This is a genomic window from Synechococcus sp. 63AY4M2, from assembly GCF_002760475.1.
In the GTDB taxonomy this organism is placed as follows: Bacteria; Cyanobacteriota; Cyanobacteriia; order Thermostichales; family Thermostichaceae; genus Thermostichus.
Genome location: NZ_AXUX01000001.1, coordinates 2,777,255 through 2,799,251, shown reverse-complemented (window position 1 = coordinate 2,799,251; position 21,997 = coordinate 2,777,255). Strand labels below are relative to the sequence as shown.

The following is a 21,997-nucleotide window of genomic DNA, read 5'->3' as shown; positions in this document are numbered from 1 at the left end:
AGGCACCCAAGAGCATTAGCTTAAGCCACAATTTTGACAGCTTGTTCCATACACCACCAGGGATCCTCGGCAAAAGCTGGCATGGGCGTGCTGCCCGCCTTGCCCAGAATGGCCAGCCTGACTTCTCTATCCAGACGGGATCCGGAGCCATAGGGATCGTCAGAGGGGGGCTCCAGCCTTTGTCCTAGAGGGGGCATTGCCATAATGCCCGGCTGCATGCCGGTACTGGTGACCCAGATTTTGAAGCGATCCACCGCCGTTTCTGTGTCTTCGGGCAGTTGCATCTGGAGCAGATAGCGAGGGCCAGAGCCAACTAATACGCTTTCGCTGGGGCGCAGGCGGGCAGGAGAGTCCGGCTGGTAGGGATAGACTAAACCGACGCTGCACTGCCGTTCGTCAAAGACTGTTACATAGACGTGCACCGGCGTAAGGGCCCTGTTGCGCAGGGCGATGGCGAGGTTGCGGCCTGCTTGAATTTGCACCTGGCCTTGGGGATCCCGCGGCAAAGGGCTAACTTCAGCAGGGCTAGAGCCACTGGCCGGCGTTTCCAGTTGCAGAAACTCTACTTCCAGAACACTGCTCAGAGCATCGCTGGCAGGTTGCAGGTTGAGGAGGTTGTCGAAGGCGGCCACATGTTCCAGCAGCCGCACCAGCTTGCGGGGCAGAGCCTGTGGCTTTTTTACCGGGATCCGAAAGGCTGCCAGCGCCACCTCTTCCTCCCGTCGGTAGAAGTGGTAGATGGCATCTGGCAGCATCTCTACCCGCAAGTCCGCTGCTTCTGGGTCGGTGTAGGCTAGAAGCGGCGAGGCCGGCAGAGCCGCCAGCAACTCGGCAACAGGCATTTGCGCTTGGCTGGGATCCGCACAGGTGAAGGCCACCCGCAACGGCTGAAACCGGACGGCAGACATGGGCGATCCTCAGAAAAAATCTCGTGATCCAGATCTACCGGATCCGCAGACCCAGCTCCAGCTTTGCCCTGTGCTGTAACGGCAAAGCATGGCAACGCATCCTGAACCAATCGGGCGTTCGCTTCAGCAGCGCGGAGCGCCTACGCTTGGGGAGAGATGCCTCACTGCCGGCATGGTGAATTAGGGACTAGCCACTGGCTAGCTAAGTGCGCTCGTAGAACCCAAAACTAGGAATCCCTACCCTTTAAGGCAGGGGGCAGGTCAACCAATTCTGAAGGGGTACCCATTACCTCGAGGGAAGTGCTTGCTTTCTGCCAAAGCAACCCGCTATGCTACCGCCCAGATTGAGGCATCCTTCTGTGGCAAGTCAGCAGCTTCGAGTCTATGTCCCCTCTCACCCGCTCATTAAGCACTGGTTAGCTGTGGCTCGCGACGTGGAAACCCCCACGCCCTTGTTTCGCAGTGCTCTATCGGAGCTGGGCCGCTGGCTGACCTATGAGGCGATGCGGGATTGGATCCCAACTCAGGCGGTGCAGGTGCAAACTCCTCTGGAACCTGCTGCAGCAGAAGTTATCGCCCCCAACACGCCGCTGGCCATCGTGCCTATTTTGCGGGCTGGGCTGGCCCTGCTGGAAGGCTGTCAGTCCCTCTTGCCCCAGGCACGGATTTTTCATGTGGGCCTGGTGCGGGACGAAAAGACGCTGCAGGTGAGTTGTTACCTCAATCGCCTGCCGGAGCGGATCCCGGAGCAGATGCGCATTCTCATCCCTGAGCCGATGTTGGCTACTGGCGGCACCTTGCTCTGGATCTTGGACGAGCTGAAAAAACGGGGAGCGGATCCCAGCTTAGTGAGAATTGTGAGCGTCTTGGCTGCTCCGCCGGGGCTGCAGCGGCTGGGATCCCATTACCCGATGGTGCAAATTTTCTGCGCCATGATCGACGAGCGGCTAAATGACCGGGGGTTTATCCTGCCCGGGCTGGGGGATGCTGGGGATCGCGCTTTCGGCACCTGATCCCTCAAAGGAATCGCGAGTCAAGAGGCTTGCTCTGCCGCTAGTATCGGCTGGGCACGGCAGCAGAGTGTAACATTTGGCATCAATTGCCCCAATGCCGCTCTGGGTGCTTCACTCCTCCAGAAGGTGGCCAAGAAGGGCACGTTGAATTAAACCTCTTCACTTCTGTCAAGGCTGTTGGATGATGGGAATGCTGGCCGCTTGAGCCCCAAGCCCGCCTCAGGGATCCGGCTTGCGCTCCTCGGGCTAGAGGCCGTTTGATCTGGCTAATTGACTGCTGCCAGCGCCTTTTCCTTTCCTGGGCTTATGCGACTTGTCCTCAGCAGTTTGGATGGCAGCCTCTTAGATCCCCAGTCCAACAGCTATGGCGCTGCCCGACAAGCTTTGGCGGCTTTGGAGCGCCGCTCCATTCCCTTAGTGCTCTACAGCCTGCGTACCCGCACCCAACTGGAACATCTGTGTCGACAACTGCGCCTGGAGCATCCCTTCATCTGCGAGGACGGCTCCGCTATTTACGTTCCCGAACATTACTTTCCCGCAGGCATTTTGGACGAGCGCTGGCAACACCGCCCTCCCTACTACGTGTGTGCCCTGGGATTGCCCTACCCCTGCTTGCGCCACATTTTGCAACAGGTGCGCCAAGATTACCACTTGGATCTCATCGGGTTCGGGGATTGGACAGCCTCGGAGCTAGCTGCCGCCACTGGGATCCCTTTGGAGGAAGCAGAACGGGTGCAAAAGCGGGAATATAGCGAGATTTTCAGCTATTCCGGGGATCCAGCAAGGCTGCGAGAAGCCCTTGCCCAACAAGAGGCCACCCTCACCCAGCACTTGTTACGGCTGCACCAGCTCCACTTCTCCGACCCCTCGCGGTGGTATTTGACCGGCTGGAGGCGGACAACCTTAACCTCAGAGCCCAGTTCCCTACCGGGAGAACAGGCGGTGCGGCTGCTCCTGGATTGCTACCAGCGGCATTTGGGCCCTGTCAGGGCCTTGGGCATCGGCTGCTCCCCCCCAGATTTGGCTTTTTTGCGGTGGGTGGAGCGGAAAGTAGTGCTTCCCAGCCCAATTGCGGATAGCCTCTGGAAGGAGGCCGTTCGCCTCGGCGGGCCAGAGGTTCAGACCCAGTGGCAACTGGCCCGGCTCCCCGGTCCTGAGGGGTGGAACGAAGTGGTGTTGAGGTGGCTGGAGGAAACCGATCATGGGGATGAATAAGCAACAAACCGGTGGACGGACTGCTCCCTTGGGCCTGCGTGTGGTGGGATGCCTGCTGAGTTTGGCGCTAGGACTGCCTGCCTCTGCCCAGCCGCCTATGAATCTGCTCACCGGGGAGCCGACAGTGGCCCAACTCAAGGAAGATGCAGCCCGCTACCTGCAGATGGGCTTTCACACCCTAGCCATCAACGCCTACCGGGCCGCCCTTGAGCTGGAAGACAAAACCAAAGTTCTCCCCAGCGAGCGGGATCCCGACGTGCCTTTTAACCTTGGCCTGATCTACGCCCGCCAGGGCAACCTCCCAGAGGCGCGAGCTGCCTTCCAACGTGCCGTAGAAGTGGATCCCACTAGCTTTAAGGCACGCTACCAATTGGCTCTGGTGGATCTTAAGTTAGGGAACCTGGTAGCGGCCAAGGAGCAGCTTACCCTCTTGGCCCATGCTGCCCGCAGCAATCCCGAAACCTACAGCCACATCCAGTCCCTGCTGGCCCCCCTGGAGTCGGTGCCCTTGCCCAACCAGCAGGCCAGCAACCCGCCTCGCCCTCCAGCCGCTGAGCCAGAAGCAGCCAAGCCTGCGCTCGAGCCCGAAAGGGACAAGACAACCACTCCACGGGCAGCCGCCTCGAAAAAGCAGCCAGAAGAGGAGAAGCCTCTCTCGGCCTTGCAACGGCTACGTCGGCGGGAGTTGGACTAGTCCAAACCGGGCCCAGACAGCTACAGCTTAGGAAGGAGAGCTAACCCCCCCCGAGAGCTACTGGGAGTGGAGCTTTCCCCAGCGCGCTTGACACTTAGGGCATAAAAAAAGGCTGGTATTAAACAGCACTTTTCAAGCTTGCAGGAGCAGCAGTAGAATCCTGCTAGCAAGGCAGCAGAGGCGGGATCCCTTCATGAAAGATTTCTATAGCGAGCTGGAGGTAAAGCCCGACGCGACCTCTGAAGAAATCAAAGAGAGCTACAGGCGGCTTGCCAAAGAGTATCATCCCGATCGGCTTCCTCCCGGCACACCGGAAAAGGCCCGACGGTACATCGAAGAAAAATTTAAGTCCCTTCAAGAAGCCTATTCAGTGCTGAGTGATCCCGTAAAGCGGAAAGCCTACGATTCCCAGAGGCTTTCCCAAACGAAAGGAAACGAACGTGATCTAGGTCTAAAAGCCAAACCAAGCTACAGCACACAAGACGGCAGCACTTGGCCGTTTGACCCTGACAAGATGCAGAAAGCTGCCGAGGAGATAGAGCTGCGGAGGCGAAGGATTGAAACCAACTATAACCAGAAAATAGAGCAAGTGAAGTCAGAGCTAAAGAGAAACCTTATTTTAATCGGCATTAAGGAAGAGGATGCCAGAGTTGACTATACCTTCCTTACTAGAGACGAAAACATACAGAGCTGCTTTGTCTTTTTGTTTTTGGGCTTGTTGGCTTTCTTAGGAGGCTGGGGATGGATTGGTGCTATACTCGTACTCATTGCTTTGGTATCCGCTTGGTCGGCATTTTTTGAATCTGGGTATAGTAAAGAGCAAGTGGAAAAAGCCAAAAGTCTCCAAGAAAGGGCAAAGTCAGAAATAGAACTGCGCGAGAAAGAAAAAAGCTCAGAGCTCTCTCAACTGACGCTTTACTGCAGGAGCAGGATCGACTACTTTAAGAGTCTCCCCCTTGAGTCTTTATCCCCTGAGTTTATAAGCGGGCTTAGCGGAGAGGATCAACTCTTCCTGTTGACAGCGATAAAGGAAAGAGCCGACGCTGAAAAGCTAAAGGAGGATCTGAAACTAGCAGCTGGGATCGCTGTCGGTATTGGCATATTAGCCGTCTTGTTTGGTTTGGGCGGCGGATTCTACCCCCATTGATCCTGCTTCCTAAGCCGGCAGGAGCAGTAAAACTTTGGGGCCTGGATCCTCAGACGAGTTTTTTGGCGGCAAAACCAGACTTTGCCACTCTTGGTAGCTGAGGCCAAGCCGAGTCATTTCAGTGATTTCGTATCTGTAGCCTTCCAGTCTCCTGTCCAATTCGATCATGGACTGGGCAGCCGCTATAACCTGATTTGCTCGACTGATGATAGCTTCTCTCCGAGGAGGATCCCAAACTATGCCATCCAAGACTGTCCACCAGCTTGGATCAATCAAACGTGGGGCAATGAGGGCAAGGATAGCATTCTTAGATCTTGTCGGCATACTATCAAAATAGGATTCAATGCTTTGTGCGCTGAAAATATCTGGTCGTATATATTTGTCAAACAGCTTATCCACATCCGATTCACTCTTTACATACTTGAGAATCTCCACGACGCTTGATAGGCTAACTCCTTCTTGGTAAGCCTTGTGAAGATATACTGAAGGTTTCGTGGTCAACAAAAGCTCGACATACTTTCTAATACGAGGTCTTAGAATCTCCTCTGCCTCCGCCAGGCGTTTCAGAGCTATCTCATGCTCCTCCATCTCTAGGTAGCATTCAATCTCTGTAACATAGACTAAAGATAGGATTAAGATGTACTCGCAAGCCAAAATGCCGTCGTTCTTGTTCCAATTGGAATCCCACGCAGCTAGATAATAGTGCTCAGCCTCAAGCAGAGGCTGAATGACCTCGGTTACCAATCGCTTCCTGTTGGTCGAAGAAGACATCTTCAAAGCTATTTCTCCAACGTCGATAGCAGACTTAGCTTTGGCAAGAAGCGATCTATCTATGGATTCTCGAAGACTTTCTACGGATGCTTGAAGACTTTGGATTCGAGAATCGATTTGATTGAGTTTAGAGGTAACGACTGCAAAGTCTACGGCAGACAAACCCAAGTTAGTTAGACCAATAGCAGCATTGAATTTGGTTAAGCCTAAGACAGTGTTTAGTTTACCTCTAGTGTCAATTAGTCTTAGGTTGATCTGCCTCAACTGAATGTTGGCAATAATCCCGTTGACTATGTCCACTGCCGGGATGCAATTGCTAATGCTATCTGCGAGTGTCAAGCCTCCAGTTTCTCTCAGCCAGGCCACCACCCGCTTAGAGGCCACTTCTCGCACCACGCCGCCTACGCCTCGTAGGTTCCATTCTGCAGGCCTTTCAGGATGGCTTCGGGGATCTCGAGGATGACTTGCTCGGCAACCATGAGTCAGGAGCTCCCTGCGTTTGCTGCCGTCAAACTAGCATAGAGAAAACCTTCTGAAAATACTTGTACTTGGAGAGTTCGCCAAGGTTTATTCTCAGTTACAGGGGCAAGAGCCTAGCATAGAGATCTAGCCCTCCTCGCTGTTGCGTTGCCGCCATGTCTGAGCCTGCCGGTCGTCTGGTTTGGAACCACTCCACCCACATTTCCGGGCTGATCCCTGTTCTGGAGCGCCTGACTCGACAACCTGGCATTAAAACCGTAACGCCAGGTGCTCTGTCTTGCAGTCGCGGGCGGATCCCGCAGTTGCAGTTGCGGGTTTCCGTGCCCATTCGAGGGGGCTACAAGTTGGTGGCCCGCAAGGGCAGCAGCGTGCAAGAGGTCTTCGTGGTTACCGACCTCAGCCAGTTGGAGCTGGAAGCAGCGATTCGCCGCTGCTTGGAGTAGATTGGGGTTTTCTTGGCAACGCAGTCCTGCTTTGGGCGCGCCATGTCCCGTGCTAGCCTCAAGCCCGCCCGCATTAGCGCTGTGGTGCCCGGATCCCTGGCGGCAAAGGTGGGCATTCGGCCAGGGGAGGCCCTGGTGAGCATCAACGGCGAGAAGCCCCGCGATCTCATTGACTATCGCTTCTTGTGTGCCGATGAATATCTCTGCCTGGAGATCCTGGACAGCCAAGGGATCCGGCGCATCGTCGAGCTGGAAAAAGACATCGATGAAGATCTGGGGCTGGAGTTTGAGACGGCTTTGTTCGATGGCCTCATCCAATGCACCAACGCCTGCCCCTTTTGCTTCATCGACCAACAGCCCCCTGAAATGCGGGCAACGCTGCACCTTAAAGACGACGACTACCGCCTCAGCTTTCTCTACGGCAGCTACCTCACCCTTACCAACTTGACCGCTGCCGAATGGGATCGCATCGCCCGCCTGCGCCTTTCCCCCCTCTATGTCTCGGTTCATGCCACGGAGCCGGAGCTGCGCAGCCGCCTGCTCAAAAACCCGCGCGCCGGTCTGATCCTGGAGCAGTTGGCCTGGTTTCGCCAACACCGCCTGCAAGTGCATGCCCAGGTGGTGGTCTGCCCGGGCTGGAACGATGGAGAGCACCTCACCCGCACGCTCTTGGATCTGGCCGCTTTTCGCCAACCTGTCGAAGGGATCCCAACCGTCCTCTCGGTGGCGGTGGTACCGGTGGGGCTGACCCGCTTCCGCCCCCCCAATGACGAGCTGATCCCGGTGGATGCCGCCAAGGCGGCGGAGGTGATTGCGCAGGTAGAAGCGCTGCAGGCGCAGTTTCGGCAAGAATTGGGGTCCACCTTTGCCTGGCTGGCCGACGAGTGGTACTTGCTGGCAAATCGAGAATTGCCGCCGGCAGAGCACTATGAAGATTACCCCCAACTGGGGAATGGAGTGGGATCCCTGCGCCTGTTCTTGAGCGAGTTTGAGCAGGTGCGGCTGCCGACTGGGATCCCTTCTCCTCTCAAAGTTCTCTGGGTGGTGGGCAACGCAGTGGAGCGAGCCTTCCAGCCGGTGGTGGAGCGGATGAACAGCATCCCCAGGTTGCAGTTGCATCTTCTGCCCATTGCCAGCCAATTCTGGGGACAAACCCTGACGGTAACCGGACTGTTGACGGGGCAAGACATTCTGGGCGCTTTGAAATCGGTTGAAAACTTGGCAAGTTACGACGGCCTGCTTTTGCCCCAGATCGCCCTCAAGGATGGGGAGCGCTTTTTGGACGATCTCACCTGGCAAGAGTTGCAGGCCCAAGTGGGGATCCCGGTGATGCGGGTGGATGGGGGCCCGGCGGGCTTGCTGCAGGCGGTGCAGCGGCTAGGATCAAGGGCGACCTCGAGCGGGACGCTGTGAGGCTATGCAGCGGCTACAGCGAGGGTTGGTTCTCTTGCTTTGGGCGGGGCTGGGGATCCTGGCCATCACAGCTTTGGCCTCTTTCTATGTCGATCTGGCCTGGTTTGCCGAGCTGAATGCCCTGCCGGTGCTCTGGACGCGGGTGCTGGCTCGCTGGGGGCTGGGCCTGGGCGCCTTTGCCTTTGCCCTGGCGGTGGTGGGATCCAACATCCGCGCCTGCTGGCGGGGGGCAAGCACAGCCGGGGCCTGGGCCATTGCCCTGGGGTTGAGCGGCGGCTTGGCCTGGTCTCTTTCTCAGCACTGGTTCGCGCTGCTGCTCTGGTTGCACCAAGTCCCTGTCGGCGAGTCCGATCCAATCTTCGGTCGCGACCTGGGCTTTTTTCTTTTCGGCCTGCCCTTCTGGGAGACGCTGCAGCAGTGGTGCTTCAACCTAGTGCTGCTCACTTTGATCACGGTGGCGCTTATTTACCTAGTGGAGCTGGGGCTATCGGAGCAGCGGCTGACGCTGGCTCTGTCTTTATTTGCCCAACGGCACCTGCTGATCTTGGGGGGAGCTCTGTTTTTGCTTCGTGCCTGGGGCCATTGGCTGGAGCGCTACGAGCTGCTCTATTCCACCCGCGGCGTCGTCTTTGGCGCCGGCTTTGCCGATGTGCACGCCACTTTGCCAGCTACCACGTTGATGAGCGGGGTGGCTTTCCTGACAGCAGTTGGCTTCTGGGCTTTGGCCCGCCAGGGGATCCGATTCAACCTTCCCTTGTTCAAGTCTTGGTGCCCTGCCTGGGCCAGTTCCCTGCTGGCGCCGGCCCTGCTCTGGGGGGCCTACCTGGGGTTTGGGCTGCTGACCACCCGGCTTTACCCGCAACTGCTGCAAACCCTTTTGGTCACGCCCAACGAGCTGGAGCTGGAGCGCCCCTACATCGAGCACAACATCCGTTTTACTCGCGCCGGCTTTGGCCTGGCCGAGGTGGAGGTCAAGCCCTTCCCAGAAGAGGGATCCCTGACCTGGGAGATCCTGCAGCAAAATCAATCCACCCTGCGCAACGTGCGTCTTTGGGATACAGAACCCCTCTTGGCCACCTATCGCCAACTGCAGGAGATCCGCCCTTACTACCAATTTCCCTATGTGGATGTGGATCGCTACCGCATCGGGGGAGAGCTGCGCCAAGTGATGCATGCAGCGCGCGAGCTGGACTTTGCCCAGGTACCACCGGCTGCCCAAACTTGGGTTAACCGGCGCTTTTTCTACACCCACGGCTATGGCCTCACCCTCAGCCCAGTCAACGTGGTTACTGCTGAGGGGCTGCCGGACTTTTTCCTATCGGATATCCCACCGCGGGTTTCCCCCCGCTATCCAGAGGTGGCGCAGGTGCTGCGGGTGGAGCAGCCGGCCCTCTACTACAGCGAGCTGACCACCACCGACGTGTTCGTGGGGGCCGAGGCGCGTGAGCTGGACTATCCCGCTGCCGATCGCTATGTCTACAGCAGCTACCGCGGCACGGGCGGCGTGCCCATCCCCCACCTCTGGCAACGGCTTCTCTACGCCTGGCACTTCCGGGATCTGCGCATCCTTCTCAGCCGCGAGCTCTCCCCCAGCACCCGCTTCCTCTATCGCCGCCAAATCCGGGAACGGGTGCGCCAGGTGATGCCCTTTTTGCTCTACGACCAGGATCCCTACCTGGTAATTCAAGGGGGCAGGCTCTACTGGTTTTTCGATGCCTACACCACCAGCAGCCGCTACCCCTACTCGGAGCATCTGCCCGGCTTCCCCTTCAACTACATCCGCAACTCTGTCAAGGCGGTGCTGGACGCCTACAACGGCAGCATCGACTGGTACATTGCCGACCCTCGGGATCCCCTCATCCAAGCCTACGCCCGCATCTACCCCACCCTGTTCAAGCCGCTAGAGGCCATGCCGGAGCCGCTGCGGCAGCACATCCGCTACCCCCAAGATCTCTTCCGGGTGCAGGTGCAGCAATTTGCCACTTACCACATGACGGATCCCCGTGTTTTCTACAACCGGGAAGACCAGTGGCAGATCCCCAACCAGTTCCGCAAGCGGCGGCGCCTGCCCATGCAGCCCCAGTACCTCATCCTCACCTTGCCAGAGGATCCCCAAAAGGGATCCCCAAACCAGCCCGAGTTTGTCTTGCTTTCTCCCTTCACCCCCCTCAACAAACAAAACATGGTGGCCTGGATGGCGGCCCGCTGCGATGGGGAAAACTACGGCAAGCTGCTGGTGTACGAGTTTTCCAAGCAGCGCCTCATCTACGGCCCAGAGCAAGTAGAGGCGCGGGTCAACCAGGATCCGGCCATTTCCGAGCAAATCGCCCTCTGGAACGAACACGGGTCGCGGGTGAACCTGGGCACCCTGCTGGTCATCCCCATCGAGACCTCGCTTCTCTACATCCAGCCCCTCTACCTGGAGGCAGAACAGGGCCGCCTGCCCCAGCTCACCCGGGTCATCGCTGCCTACGAAGACCGGGTGGTGATGGAGCCCACCCTCAGCCAGGCTCTGGAAGCCCTCTTCTCCCCCACCGGCAGCCGCCGCTCCAACCGCTGAGGCCGGGATCCCTTCTCAGATTTCTAAGGGTAGTTGACAGAACTTAACGGATGATTTAAGGTTAGGTTGTCAATCTTCGCGCTTCCTCAGGGAAGTTTGCCATCATGACCACTGTTATCCAACGTCGCTCAACCAGCAACGTGTGGGAGCAGTTTTGCGAGTGGGTCACCTCCACCGACAACCGCCTCTACATCGGTTGGTTCGGGGTGCTGATGATCCCCACCCTGCTGACTGCCACCACCTGCTTCATCATTGCCTTCATTGGTGCTCCCCCGGTGGACATCGACGGGATTCGCGAGCCAGTTTCGGGTTCGTTGCTGTATGGCAACAACATCATCACCGGCGCGGTGGTGCCTTCTTCGGCTGCGATTGGCCTGCACTTTTACCCGATTTGGGAAGCCGCTTCTTTGGACGAGTGGCTGTACAACGGCGGCCCCTACCAGCTGATTGTGCTGCACTTTTTGATTGGGGTGTTCTGCTACATGGGCCGGGAGTGGGAGCTGAGCTACCGCTTGGGGATGCGTCCCTGGATTGCGGTGGCTTACTCGGCGCCGGTGGCGGCGGCGACGGCCGTGTTTTTGATTTACCCGATTGGGCAAGGCTCGTTTTCGGACGGGATGCCGCTGGGGATTTCGGGGACGTTCAACTTCATGTTGGTGTTCCAAGCGGAGCACAACATTTTGATGCACCCGTTCCACCAGCTGGGCGTGGCCGGCGTGTTTGGGGGTGCGCTGTTTAGTGCGATGCACGGGTCGTTGGTGACCTCGAGCCTGATTCGTGAGACTTCGGAGGAGGAGTCGCAGAACTTGGGTTACAAGTTTGGGCAAGAGGAAGAGACCTACAACATTGTGGCGGCGCACGGGTATTTTGGCCGGTTGATTTTCCAATATGCGTCGTTCAACAACAGCCGGAGCCTGCACTTTTTCCTGGCGGCGTGGCCGGTGATTGGGATTTGGTTTACGGCGCTGGGGATCAGCATCATGGCGTTCAACCTGAACGGGTTCAACTTCAACCAGTCGATTGTGGACAGCAACGGTCGCGTGGTTGGGACGTGGGCGGATGTGCTCAACCGTGCCAACCTGGGGATGGAAGTGATGCACGAGCGGAATGCGCACAACTTCCCGCTGGACCTGGCGGCGGTGGAGGTAGCGCCTGCGGTGCGTGGCTGATGGCCTGACCTGACGCTTCAACAGCATTGGTGGATCCCCCGGCTTGGTCTGGGGGATTTTTTGTTCTCTTTGCTGGGGTGATCTTTCCCAGAGCTTTTCCAGAGTTAAATTGGGGCCATTGCCTCTGTGACTTAGGGATATGGCAATCATTTCTTCTCGGGATACAGGCCAGAACGCTGAGGGCCCCAAGCGGCGGCAGCAAAAGTCTTCAGCCTGGAGAAAAGAAGGCAGAGAGTTGAGCTTTGCTGGGGAAAGGGGAGCGGATCCCTCTGCCCTGTTGCAGCCGCAAGCCCACCCTGGCGAAGCCCAGGAAGAATCTCTGCGCCCGCGCACCCTAGCGGAATATATTGGCCAGACGGAACTTAAAGAAGTGCTCTCCATTGCCATTGCGGCGGCCCGCGCTCGCCAAGAGCCTCTGGATCACCTGCTGTTCTACGGCCCGCCTGGTCTAGGCAAAACCACGGTGGCAGCAGTGCTGGCGGCAGAAATGGGATCCCAGTTCTACATGACCACCGCGCCGGCTTTGGAGAGCCCCCGCGACATTGCCGGGTATTTGGTGCGCTTGAAGCGGGGGGATGTGTTGTTTATTGACGAGATCCACCGCCTGCCCAAGGTTACAGAAGAATTGCTCTATCCGGCGATGGAGGATTTTCGTCTTGATATCACCATTGGCAAAGGTCGCTCTGCTCGCATCACCTCTCTGCCCTTGGAACGCTTTACCCTCATCGGGGCCACAACCCGCATTGGCGCCCTCACTTCTCCGCTGCGGGATCGCTTTGGCCATGTGCAACGGCTGCGCTTTTACGAGCCTCACGAGCTGGTGCAGATCGTGCTGCGCACGGCTCGCCTCTTAAATGTCTCCACCGATCCAGAAGGGGCTGCAGAGATCGCCCGCCGTTCTCGGGGCACGCCCCGCATTGCCAACCGCCTGTTCAAGCGGGTGCGAGATTACGCCCAGGTGCGAGGGGATGGCCACATTAGCCAAGAAGTGGCAGCAGCCGCTCTGGAGCTGTTCCAGGTGGATCCCATGGGTTTGGATTGGATCGATCGCAAGCTGCTGACGGTGCTGGTGGAGCAGTTCGGTGGAGGGCCAGTGGGCTTGGAGACGATGGCCGCGGTGACGGGTGAGGATCCCCAGACAATTGAGGAGGTGTACGAGCCCTACCTGCTGCAGATTGGCTACCTGCAGCGCACGCCCCGGGGTCGAGTGGTTACCCCTGCTGCGCTACGGCATCTGGGCTATGAAGCCCAGTCTCCTCTGCCTTTGTGGAGCTAATTTGTCTTTTCCCTCTCCCACAAAAGGAGAGAAGGGGTTGAGAGCATGCCTCTAACCCCCAAAACCCTGAACTTTGCTGAATTTACTGAGCTTTAGGCGGTTTGGCAAAAGTCATTGAGAGGGATATAGTAGACCAAGTTTCCCCCTGATCCTTGAGTCCACCGCAACGGTTGCCGGGAAGTGAAGGGGGAAAGCGCTCGGGGGGTATTCCTCAGGGCTTTGCGGGATACCGCCTTCCTGCTCAGAGATAGGCAGGATGCGATCGCTTCTTTCCTGAACCATGTTCAGGAGAGTTCAGCGTGAATGTATCAGCTCCATATCTAGCTGCGGTCATTGCCCACAGGGCTGAAGCTGGGCACCACCAGCTCGCGGTTTTGCTTGGTAAGGCGACCGTACAGCTCCTGCGTGTTGGGGAAGTTGGCCGCCGGCAAGGTGGGGAAGCGGCGATAGGGCACCGTGTCCTCGCCGAAGAGATCGCGATACTCCTGGGTGTTCAGCAGGGCGCGCACAAAGGCTTTCACCCCCTGGGTGGCCAAGATCTGGTTGTACTTGCGGATCTCCTGCTGGTTTAGGGGTGCGCGGCCCAGGAAGTGCTTGGTGCCCAGCTCGATCACCTTGGTATTGGGATAGGGAGCGTAGAACTCGGAGCGGTACAGTTCCGAGCACCCCAGCGCCTCGACGAACTCCTTGACGGTGATCTCGCCATTGCGCAGCTTGGACTCGGCAGAGCTGAGCTCGGCGCTGATGTTGTAGATGTCCATGTCGCGCTCGAAGATCTGCCGGTAGGCGGCGCGGATGAGGTTGTTGACTTCGGCTTTGTTGGCCAGGCTGGTGAGCTTGAAGATGGGTATCTCTTGGCGTACCTTGGGCACCCCCTGCTGGACTCGCCGCTGGATCTCCAGCTCGCCGGAGGGCTTGTCCTGGGGCTGGCCCAGCTTGACAAAGAGGGGGATATCGTCGTCGGTGCGGATGGGCCTGGTGACCACGGCCATGTCGCTGGATCCGGGGCGCATGCGCCGCCGCGCTAGACCGGCAGGGGTGAGGTAGCGCTCGTAGGGCACGACGTCTTCCCCGAAGACCTGCTGGTACTCCTCGCTGTCGAGGATGGCGTCCACGACGGCGTAGAAGCCTTTCTTGGAGGCGATGTCAAATAGGCGGTTCATCTCCTGGCGGCCGTAGGTGGGTCGGCCCAGCAGCTTGCGGTGGATGAACTCGATGGCTTTGCAGACATAGAGGCTGGACCAGTACTTGTTGCGGAAGAGATCCGACTTGGCCAGTTGGCGAATAAACTCTTTGACAGGAATTTCCCCCGACTCCAGCTTGATCTCCCAGCGGGTTAGCCGTTGGCCTTCGTAGGGCATGTAGCCGTACACCTGCTGGTAGCAGGCGCGGATCACCGCTTGGGTCGAGACTTCGCTGCCAACAATCCCGGCCCGCACCCCTAGCCGCCGGCTGCGATCGCCGGGGGTTTGGGTGAGCTTGAAGACTTTGGGGCCAAGGCTAGCGGGATCCCCTGCTGCTCTGGGATTGGTGCGGGCGTTGGTGAGGGCAAAGCCGCGCCGGATAAGGATGCGCTTGACATCCTTGTTGAAGGGGGCGGGGCGGGCGCTGAGGGAACGGGTTTCCTTGGGGAAGATGGCCCCAAATTGGATCTCCAGCGGGTCGTTGCCGGAGCCATAGGCATGCTGATCCGGCAGAGGCCGGTTGTAGCGGGCAAAGAGGGTAATGAACTGGGGCACCTTGCGGCGCGGGGCCGCGTAGTTGTAGAGGTCGAACTTGGGTCCCCAGTTGGCGCTGGTTTGGGCTTCTATCCCCAGCTTGCGCAGGTAGGGCACCGTCTCCTCGCCGAAGTAGTCCCCGTACTCGCGGCTGTCCACCAGGGCGTCCACCAGGCCGGCCAGGCCCTTGCTGGAGACGATGGCAAAGTAGGTCTGCACCTCTTCACGGGTCTCTGGTGCCCGTCCCAGGAAGTGGCGGAAGGCCAGCTCCACAACGCGGCTGTTGATGTAGGGCTCGTAGAACTGCTTGCGGTAGAGTTCGGATTTGCCCAGGCGGCGGATAAACTCCTTCATGGAGATCTCGCCGTTTTTGACCTTCGACTCCAGGTCGGCCAGCTTAAGGCCATAGGCACGGCGGATGTCCCGCTCAAACACCTGCCGGTAGGCGGCCTTGATGACTTCTTCCTTCTCGGCGTTGGACAGCCCCGGCTTCATGGCAAAAACGGGAACTTTCTCGGCAGCCAAGTTGTAAACCTGGGGTAGCTGCAGCCCCTGCAGGGGCAGGCCGTCGGCGGTGCTGGCGTTGCGCTGCCGCAGCTTGTCGGAAGGGGCGGGAGCGATGAACTCGCTCAGCAAAACATCGAAGTATTGGTTGATGATGGCAACCGCTTCGGCATCTTTGCGGAAGTAGCCAGCCGCCGCCCGTTTCATCTCTTGAATGGCGACAATGGTGGCCTCGGCGGAGCAGGCGTTTTCGATGATCTCCCGCAGGCCGCGGGTGTTGACGGCGATGATGCTGGGATCCCCGGCCACCAGGGCGTAGGTAACGTAGCGCAAAAACCAGCTCAGATCCCGCAGCGATTTGCGCATGTTGGCAGCTCCGTAGCGGGAGATGTTGATGGGGCGGAAATTGGGGGGAATCTCCACACCGCTGGCGCTAAAGATGTTGCGGATGGCCTCAATGAATCCGCCGGTGGATTCCACGTAGAAGGCAGTACCCAGCTTGAAGGCTTCTTTCTCGTCTTGGGTCGCTTCTGGCCGCTCCAGATAGGCCATGGGCGAGCCCCCTGTGAAGATGCGGTTGGCTGCCCGGCTGACGATGATTTCCGAATTGGCCGCAATGACCTCGGCAATCTCTAGCCGTTTCAGGCCGCTGGAGAAAAAGTCCTCGAGGCGATCCAGCTCGGTGCGTCCCAGATAGCGATCCTGCTGTTCCGCCTGGGAGATGGTCGATACAGGCACGGTTTGGTAGAGACGGGGGTTGGAAACGACTGCGCCAGCGGATACGTTGATACCCATCGATCTCTTAAACTCCGTTTTGATCGAAAAAACTGCCGACAAAGGCCGAGGACAGTGCCATCGAAGGGGGTGAAGAGGCTGACCCACGACTGGAGGAGCATCCCTCTCTGAGCTGAGAAGGATCGATGCCCGATCCCTGAGGGGGAAGCCAAGCCTAGAATACTAGGGGCATGGGCCCAGAGGGGGAGGATTGTTGCAGTTTGTAACACTGTTTCTCATCCACAAAGACATGGCTCCCAACCCAGCTCTACCCCCCCATCTGTTGTCTTCTGCTTTTCTCCTTGAGGATTGGGAGCAGGGGCATTACGAGCACGTCATTCAGGTCTTGCAGCAGCGGCTCGAGCAGGGATCCCCCTCTCCAGAGCTGTATTGGGATCTGGGATCTGCCTATCTCCTGCTGGGTCGGGAACTGGAGGCGCAGCTGGTGTGGCAAGAGGGCTTGGCGATGCTGCAAGCGGGGGGGGGTGGCCGAATCCGAGGCCGTCTACCACCTGCTGAGGAGCTTGCAGGCTTTGGCGGAAAGGCTGTGGGAGAAGGGCCATTGGCCGCAGGCAGCAGCTCTGTATCGGCAGCTTCTGGAGTTGGGGGATGGGCTTTCTGGGCTGGAGCTGTCTTCTGGCCAGGCTTTGGCTGCTCACCGCATTGGCCTGACCCAAGAGCGGAGCCGGCTGTGGGCTGCGGCAGCGGAGTGGTTTGAGCGGGCTTGCCAACGGGATCCGGCGGCAGCAGAGAGTTTTTGGCGCTGGGGCTTGGCCCTGATGAAGCTGGGCCGTTTGCGAGAGGCGATTTCCCCTCTACAGGAGGCTGCGCGGCTGCGCCCTGAGTGGGGGGATCCCTGGGTACAGATGGGCCTGGCGTGGCTGGATCTGCAGGATCCAGTTCAGGCTGTGGGGTGTTTCCAGGCGGCTGAGGCGCGGGGCACCGGGACGGCGCAACTCTACAGCTACTGGGCGGAAGCGGAAGTGCGGTTGGCTCACCCTGAGGCCGCTTGGGAGAAGGTTTGCCGAGCGGTGGCAGCGGAACGGAATTGGGTGCAGGCGTGGTGCGAGGGCAGTGGCAGAGAAAGCCCTCTGCGGTCTGGACTGGAGCAGGCATGCAGAGGGGAGGGCCCCGATTGCCTGCTGTACTCGGCTTGGCGGCAGCGTTGGGCTCCAGAAGGCGTTGCCCTTCAAGCGGACTCTTTTTCCCAGAACACCCCCCCTACAACTGACTTCTGGCCAGTGCCAACCCAAGGCTACCTCACCACCCGACAGTGGCATCAGGCCACGGGCGAAGGGGACTACCAACTGCTGGATCCAGGGGGGGTTCTCTGTCTAAAAGCGCCCCCTGCCGCTGATCCCGACATTTTGCAAAAGTTGCGCCCGCAGCGCATCCCCTTGGCAGAGACCTTTGTCGCCCAGATCCCCCGAGGATCCGTCCACGTGGGCCACTACCCCCGCCACCTCTACGCCAGCTTTGCCAGCGGGGTGCTCACCCGCCGGGGAGAATTGCTCGCCGATCTGTCCCTGAGCTTGCCGCCGCCGGAGTTCCTCGACTGGGACTACAGGCCAGATCACCTGCAGCACCACCCCCTGCTGGGCTTGCCCCATCTCCCCCCACCGATCCCACTGGATGGCCCCGTTGCCCTTTTGCCCTTGGGGGCAGTTAATTACTTTCACTGGATGGTGGATATTCTGCCGGCCCTCGATATCCTGCAGCGGTCGGGCGCCCTGGAAAAGGACATCCCCATCTTGATCCACGGGTATCAAAGAAAGCCCTTTCAGGTGCAGAGCTTGGCTGCTTTGGGGATCCCAGCCGAGCGCATCCTCAGCTTTGAGCAGTTGGGGGGATCCCATCTGCAAGCCCAAAACCTGATCGTGCCCTCAGCAGGCGCTCCGGTGGGGTGCTTGACGCCTAGGGGATTGGAGGTGCTGCGGCAACTGGCCCAGCCGAGTTTCTCCATTGACCCCTTACAACCGCGGCGAATTTACATCAGCCGTCGGTCTGCCCGCTGGCGGCGGGTGATCAACGAAGCGGAGGTGCTGGCCTGCTTGCGCCCCTGGGGATTTGTACCGGTGCCGATGGAAACCCTTTCTCTTCAAGAGCAAATAGCCCTGATGCAGGGGGCAGAGGCGGTGATCGGGATCCACGGGGCGGGCCTGACCAACCTCGCCTTTTGTCCACCCGGCACCACCGTCATCGAGATCTTGCCCAGCAATGCAGTGCTCCCCTATTTTTGGATCATTGCCCAGGTGGCAGGGTTAAGGTACTTCCCTTTGGTAGCACCTGTTTGTGATCCGGCTTTGGTGGCTCTTCTTTCCAGCCCCGATTTGGATCGAGAAGATGCCTGGGTTCGGATCTCGAACTTGCTGGAGGTGCTGGAACAGACAGGGATCAAGGGATGATGGGATCGGAGGGACTCGAACCCTCACGTTCTTGAGGAACAACGGATTTTAAGTCCGTAGCGTCTACCATTCCGCCACGATCCCAATCTGTCGGCAATAGCCGTACTACTCTACCAAACTGCTTGCCTTGGGGGGGCAAGTCTTTAAGTTGGTTCACCCAGCCCTGCAGTGGAGGGTATGAAGTAGGGGATTGCTGCCCCTGCTGATGGGATCCCTGCTGTGCCCGCTGGCTTGAAGCTCCTACAACTTCTCTTTCAAAAAAACGTTGGCCACCCAGATCCCCACCACCGCCAAGGCGGCCATCCCATAAAAGGTATAGCTATAGCTGCCCAGCCTATCGCGAATTTGCCCCGCGATCATCGTTCCCACCAAGGCCCCAACTCCATAGGCGGTAAACACAATGCCGTAGTTCTGGGCGTAGCGTTCGGGATCAAACAAGCGCAGGGTCAGGGCGGGAGCCATGGCCAGCCACCCCCCCAGGCAAAACCAAAGCAAGGAAAAAGTTACCCAGTAGGCCAGAAGGGATCCCTGAGGAGGCAGGAGCATTAGCCCACAGGCCAGCAGGATCAGCCCGTAGGATCCCGTAGTGACCTGATGGGGATGTAATCGATCGGCCAACCAGCCAAACAGAGGACGGCTGATCCCGTTGAAAATGGCGAAGAGAGCCACGCTGTTGGCAGCCGCAGGGGGATCCAGGCCGATCAGCTCTTCCCCCACAGGACCAGAAATCCCAATGGCGCTTAAACCAACCAGGGTGCCGATGGCATAGCAGATCCACAGGCCATAGAAGGAGGGGTTCCTCAGCAGAGGGAGAGAGCGCCGAGAAGTCAACGGAGAGCGATCTGGGCCATTCGTGGATTTTCTTGGAAAAGGTGAGGAAGGGATCCAATCGGGGGGAGGAAATCTCAGTTGGGTTGCGATCCCCAGGATCACTGCCGCGAAGAGGATCCCCAAAATCAGCAGCGTAGGTCGAACCCCCAGCGCCTCGATCAAGCGGTTGGCTAGAGGAGCGGTAAGCAGGGGGGATAGGCCAAAGCCGACAATGGTGGACCCCACCGCCAATCCCTTGCAATCGGGAAACCAACGGGCTGCCACGGCCATCGGCACCCCATAGGCAACCCCTACTCCGCTACCGGCAATCACCCCATAGCAGAGGGTGATCCACCCAATAGAAGGGGCAAAGCTAGCCAGCCCATAGCCCAAACCCACCAAGCTGCCCCCCAGAGCCAGTACTCGGCGGGATCCCCAGCGGGGGATGACAAACCCTGTGATGGGCATGAGGGTAGCGTAGAACACGAGGGCAACCGTGTAGGGCAGCAGGCTCTCACTGGCCCCAATCCCCAGCTCTGTTTCCAGGGGCTTGCGGAAAATGCTCCAGGAATAGACGGTTCCCAAGCAAAGAAGAACCAGGAGCCCCTGGAGGATAAAAAGCCATCTCCCCATATGGGCCGGTTGTCCATACAAAGTAACGGGGAATCCAACCCTTTTCATGGGTATCTAGAGCTTGTTGGAGCTGAGTTCAACCCATTCTCTCAGCCCTTTCGGGGATAGGCCAACAGAATTTTTAGCCAACCGTTGGCTAGAGGCGTTTGGCCTCTACTGTCTTGGGCAGAGACAAAGGCTCCGGCAGCTCCGGGATGGACAATTCCCAACCGTTGCTCAAGGTGAAAATGGTTTCCCCGGCCTCTGAACGGGTGGCCACAACCGATTCTTCCAGATCTTTTTTGGGAACGTAGACCATCAAATGCCCGTAGGCACTTTCGTGCAGGATGACTTTCATAGCCCTTTCTCCACAAGTTCCAGCTCTTGGGCACGGCACCCCACCACCAAGCCTTTGGCCAAGCAGTGGACGGCATAGACGTAAAACCGTTGTAGAAAGGTGCCAATGGAAATCACGTAACCTTCGTCGCCGGGAACGGCCAAGATTTTTCCCACCGGCTGGCCGAAGAAGGTGCCATCGTTGCGGATGACCTTACGGATGCGGACTTTGTCGCCCAGCTCAAATTGGGGAGGGCGATCCAGCTCCAGTTCGTCGCTCATGGGGTACCTCCTGTGATTTCTGCCAGCACCTGACAAAGCTCTTGGCGGGTTAGGCTGCGGCCTACTTGGCGCGCCCGTCGAGACACGGCTGCCAAAATGGCCTGAGATTTGGAAGTTTCCTTTCCGGACAAGCGGTTAGACAACATCGGGATGGCTTTCCTCTGGGATGGGTTCTGGAGTGTGTTGCGCCCATTGCGTCAGCGTTGCGCGGCAATAACGGGCCAGTTCCGCCGGTGGGATCGGATGCTTGCAGTGGGTGACGTGCTGCCGCACCTGTTCCAGGAGCTTTTCCAGTTGGCCAGGTGGGATCTGCTCGACAGGGATCCCGTGTTCCTTGAGGATCTGGAGCAGCAAATGCCGGCCGGAGTGTTTGCCCAACACCAGCCGCCGCTGGCCGCCCACGGCTTCTGGTGGGAAAGGCTCATAGGTCTGGGGATCCCGCAGCACTCCCGCCGCATGAATGCCCGACTCGTGGGCAAAGGCGTTGTCACCGACGATGGCCTTCCAGGGAGGTAGGGGAGCACCGCTGGCCCGTGCCACCTGTTGAGACAGCTCCCGCAAACGGCGGGTATCCACCCCAACATCGATCCCCAAGGTGCAGCGCAAAGCCATCACCACCTCTTCCAAGGGGGCATTGCCGGCCCGTTCCCCCAAGCCGTTGACGGTGGTGTTCACCGACTGAGCGCCGGCGCGGATCCCGGCTAAGGCATTGGCAGTGGCCATGCCCAGGTCGTCGTGGGTATGCATCTCCACAGGGATATCGATGGCCCGCACCAGACGGCGAATCTGCTTGTAGGTGCTAAAAGGATCCAAAACGCCCACCGTATCGCAGTAGCGGAAGCGCCGACAGCCCCAGCTTTGGGCCATTTGGGCCAACTCGATCACCTGCTCCAGGGGGGTGCGGCTGGCATCTTCTGCCCCCACCGAGACCCACAGCCCCTGCTCCAAGGCCATCTCCACGCATTGGCGCAACTGTCGCAGCAGCCGAGGGCGATCCCCTTGGAACTTGGCAGCGATTTGCCGATCCGAGACCGGCACGGAGATGTGGATCCGCTTGAGGCCGCAACGAATAGAGGCGAGGATATCGCTGGGCACAGCCCGGTTCCACCCCAGCAGGTGGGCCCGCAGCCCCAGGCTGAGCATGGCGCGAATGGCTTCCGTTTCCACGGCGCCCATGGCCGGGATCCCCACCTCAATTTCGGGTACGCCAATGGCATCCAAGAGGGCAGCAATGGAGATTTTCTCGGGGATTTGGAAGGCTACCCCTGCCGCTTGCTCCCCATCGCGTAGGGTGGTGTCGTTGATGGTGATAGAGGAATTCATGGGATCCATCCTCCAAGACCTACGGCCCGCCTAGGCAATCGGTAACCGTCGATGGTGCTCCGCACCGCTGGCGCGACCCCGGTTGCGTCAGGGCAATCATGTCCAGGGTAGAAAGCTCAACCGAAGTTCTGGCAGAATTCATCA

17 protein-coding genes and 1 tRNA gene are annotated in these 21,997 nt (G+C 58.8%); 10 read left to right on the top strand and 8 right to left on the bottom strand.

Going from position 1 to position 21,997, the window contains the following annotated elements:
- Window positions 1–20: 20 nt before the first annotated feature.
- Window positions 21–908 (bottom strand): hypothetical protein, encoded by an 888-nt coding sequence (locus SYN63AY4M2_RS12400; RefSeq protein ID WP_099887431.1) that lies wholly within the window; start codon window positions 906–908, stop codon window positions 21–23.
- Between the two features lie 329 nt (window positions 909–1,237).
- On the opposite strand from SYN63AY4M2_RS12400, the gene upp reads away from it, so the two are divergent.
- From upp to SYN63AY4M2_RS12380, 4 genes are all read left to right on the top strand, one after another.
- Entirely contained in the window at window positions 1,238–1,921 is a 684-nt protein-coding gene (gene upp, locus SYN63AY4M2_RS12395) for a uracil phosphoribosyltransferase (RefSeq protein ID WP_049749761.1), read from the top strand.
- Window positions 1,922–2,227: 306 nt separating this feature from the next.
- Window positions 2,228–3,136 carry an HAD hydrolase family protein gene (locus tag SYN63AY4M2_RS12390; RefSeq protein ID WP_011430633.1) on the top strand — a complete coding sequence of 303 codons (909 nt, stop codon included), beginning with the start codon at window positions 2,228–2,230 and terminating at the stop codon, window positions 3,134–3,136.
- Window positions 3,129–3,830: a tetratricopeptide repeat protein gene (locus tag SYN63AY4M2_RS12385; RefSeq protein ID WP_228375243.1), complete on the top strand. Its 702-nt coding sequence runs from the start codon at window positions 3,129–3,131 to the stop codon at window positions 3,828–3,830. Before SYN63AY4M2_RS12390 ends, SYN63AY4M2_RS12385 begins: the two co-directional genes overlap by 8 nt.
- A gap of 193 nt (window positions 3,831–4,023) precedes the next feature.
- Window positions 4,024–4,977 (top strand): DnaJ domain-containing protein, encoded by a 954-nt coding sequence (locus SYN63AY4M2_RS12380; RefSeq protein WP_099887430.1) that lies wholly within the window; start codon window positions 4,024–4,026, stop codon window positions 4,975–4,977.
- A gap of 9 nt (window positions 4,978–4,986) precedes the next feature.
- Here SYN63AY4M2_RS12380 and SYN63AY4M2_RS12375 read toward each other — a convergent pair whose 3' ends face one another.
- Window positions 4,987–6,144 carry a hypothetical protein gene (locus tag SYN63AY4M2_RS12375; protein ID WP_143597414.1) on the bottom strand — a complete coding sequence of 386 codons (1,158 nt, stop codon included), beginning with the start codon at window positions 6,142–6,144 and terminating at the stop codon, window positions 4,987–4,989.
- A gap of 239 nt (window positions 6,145–6,383) precedes the next feature.
- Between SYN63AY4M2_RS12375 and SYN63AY4M2_RS12370 the strand changes: the two genes are divergently transcribed.
- From SYN63AY4M2_RS12370 to ruvB, 5 genes are all read left to right on the top strand, one after another.
- Window positions 6,384–6,671 (top strand): DUF2103 domain-containing protein, encoded by a 288-nt coding sequence (locus SYN63AY4M2_RS12370; protein ID WP_011430637.1) that lies wholly within the window; start codon window positions 6,384–6,386, stop codon window positions 6,669–6,671.
- Window positions 6,672–6,713: 42 nt separating this feature from the next.
- A complete protein-coding gene (locus SYN63AY4M2_RS12365) occupies window positions 6,714–8,084 on the top strand; it encodes a TIGR03279 family radical SAM protein (protein ID WP_011430638.1) in 1,371 nt (456 codons plus the stop codon).
- 4 nt (window positions 8,085–8,088) lie between these two features.
- Window positions 8,089–10,644, top strand: a complete 2,556-nt coding sequence (locus SYN63AY4M2_RS12360; RefSeq protein WP_011430639.1) for a UPF0182 family protein — start codon at window positions 8,089–8,091, stop codon at window positions 10,642–10,644.
- Between the two features lie 104 nt (window positions 10,645–10,748).
- Window positions 10,749–11,813 carry a photosystem II q(b) protein gene (gene psbA, locus SYN63AY4M2_RS12355; RefSeq protein WP_011430640.1) on the top strand — a complete coding sequence of 355 codons (1,065 nt, stop codon included), beginning with the start codon at window positions 10,749–10,751 and terminating at the stop codon, window positions 11,811–11,813.
- Window positions 11,814–11,952: 139 nt separating this feature from the next.
- Entirely contained in the window at window positions 11,953–13,089 is a 1,137-nt protein-coding gene (ruvB, locus tag SYN63AY4M2_RS12350; protein ID WP_011430641.1) for a Holliday junction branch migration DNA helicase RuvB, read from the top strand.
- Window positions 13,090–13,409: 320 nt separating this feature from the next.
- Here ruvB and SYN63AY4M2_RS12345 read toward each other — a convergent pair whose 3' ends face one another.
- On the bottom strand, window positions 13,410–16,106 hold the full coding sequence (locus SYN63AY4M2_RS12345) for a phycobilisome rod-core linker polypeptide (RefSeq protein ID WP_099887428.1): 2,697 nt from the start codon (window positions 16,104–16,106) through the stop codon (window positions 13,410–13,412).
- A 464-nt stretch (window positions 16,107–16,570) separates the two neighbouring features.
- Between SYN63AY4M2_RS12345 and SYN63AY4M2_RS12340 the strand changes: the two genes are divergently transcribed.
- A complete protein-coding gene (locus SYN63AY4M2_RS12340) occupies window positions 16,571–18,490 on the top strand; it encodes a glycosyltransferase 61 family protein (protein WP_240530547.1) in 1,920 nt (639 codons plus the stop codon).
- On the opposite strand, the gene SYN63AY4M2_RS12335 is transcribed toward SYN63AY4M2_RS12340, so the two are convergent.
- The 5 genes from SYN63AY4M2_RS12335 to nifV all read right to left on the bottom strand — a co-directional run bounded on the left by SYN63AY4M2_RS12335 (window position 18,491) and on the right by nifV (window position 21,853).
- Window positions 18,491–18,574: transfer RNA gene (locus tag SYN63AY4M2_RS12335), tRNA-Leu, on the bottom strand.
- A gap of 156 nt (window positions 18,575–18,730) precedes the next feature.
- Window positions 18,731–19,885, bottom strand: coding sequence for an OFA family MFS transporter (locus SYN63AY4M2_RS12330; protein ID WP_346426059.1), 1,155 nt, complete (start codon window positions 19,883–19,885; stop codon window positions 18,731–18,733).
- Between the two features lie 184 nt (window positions 19,886–20,069).
- Window positions 20,070–20,270, bottom strand: a complete 201-nt coding sequence (nifT, locus tag SYN63AY4M2_RS12325) for a putative nitrogen fixation protein NifT (protein WP_011430645.1) — start codon at window positions 20,268–20,270, stop codon at window positions 20,070–20,072.
- On the bottom strand, window positions 20,267–20,530 hold the full coding sequence (locus tag SYN63AY4M2_RS12320; protein ID WP_011430646.1) for a nitrogen fixation protein NifZ: 264 nt from the start codon (window positions 20,528–20,530) through the stop codon (window positions 20,267–20,269). Before SYN63AY4M2_RS12320 ends, nifT begins: the two co-directional genes overlap by 4 nt.
- 135 nt (window positions 20,531–20,665) lie before the next feature.
- The gene (gene nifV / locus SYN63AY4M2_RS12315; RefSeq protein WP_099887426.1) at window positions 20,666–21,853 is read right to left on the bottom strand and encodes a homocitrate synthase; all 1,188 of its coding nucleotides are present in this window, start codon (window positions 21,851–21,853) and stop codon (window positions 20,666–20,668) included.
- Window positions 21,854–21,997 lie beyond the last annotated feature (144 nt).

Bases quoted from the DNA above. Each gene is read 5' to 3' on its own strand.
- SYN63AY4M2_RS12370 (WP_011430637.1), top strand. From the start codon at position 6,384: ATGTCTGAGCCTGCCGGTCGTCTGGTTTGGAACCACTCCACCCACATT.
- SYN63AY4M2_RS12380 (WP_099887430.1), top strand. From the start codon at position 4,024: ATGAAAGATTTCTATAGCGAGCTGGAGGTAAAGCCCGACGCGACCTCT.
- ruvB (WP_011430641.1), top strand. From the start codon at position 11,953: ATGGCAATCATTTCTTCTCGGGATACAGGCCAGAACGCTGAGGGCCCC.
- upp (WP_049749761.1), top strand. From the start codon at position 1,238: ATGCTACCGCCCAGATTGAGGCATCCTTCTGTGGCAAGTCAGCAGCTT.
- SYN63AY4M2_RS12345 (WP_099887428.1), bottom strand. From the start codon at position 16,106: ATGGGTATCAACGTATCCGCTGGCGCAGTCGTTTCCAACCCCCGTCTC.
- SYN63AY4M2_RS12320 (WP_011430646.1), bottom strand. From the start codon at position 20,530: ATGAGCGACGAACTGGAGCTGGATCGCCCTCCCCAATTTGAGCTGGGC.
- nifT (WP_011430645.1), bottom strand. From the start codon at position 20,270: ATGAAAGTCATCCTGCACGAAAGTGCCTACGGGCATTTGATGGTCTAC.
- psbA (WP_011430640.1), top strand. From the start codon at position 10,749: ATGACCACTGTTATCCAACGTCGCTCAACCAGCAACGTGTGGGAGCAG.
- SYN63AY4M2_RS12365 (WP_011430638.1), top strand. From the start codon at position 6,714: ATGTCCCGTGCTAGCCTCAAGCCCGCCCGCATTAGCGCTGTGGTGCCC.
- SYN63AY4M2_RS12400 (WP_099887431.1), bottom strand. From the start codon at position 908: ATGTCTGCCGTCCGGTTTCAGCCGTTGCGGGTGGCCTTCACCTGTGCG.
- SYN63AY4M2_RS12390 (WP_011430633.1), top strand. From the start codon at position 2,228: ATGCGACTTGTCCTCAGCAGTTTGGATGGCAGCCTCTTAGATCCCCAG.
- SYN63AY4M2_RS12385 (WP_228375243.1), top strand. From the start codon at position 3,129: ATGAATAAGCAACAAACCGGTGGACGGACTGCTCCCTTGGGCCTGCGT.
- nifV (WP_099887426.1), bottom strand. From the start codon at position 21,853: ATGAATTCCTCTATCACCATCAACGACACCACCCTACGCGATGGGGAG.
- SYN63AY4M2_RS12360 (WP_011430639.1), top strand. From the start codon at position 8,089: ATGCAGCGGCTACAGCGAGGGTTGGTTCTCTTGCTTTGGGCGGGGCTG.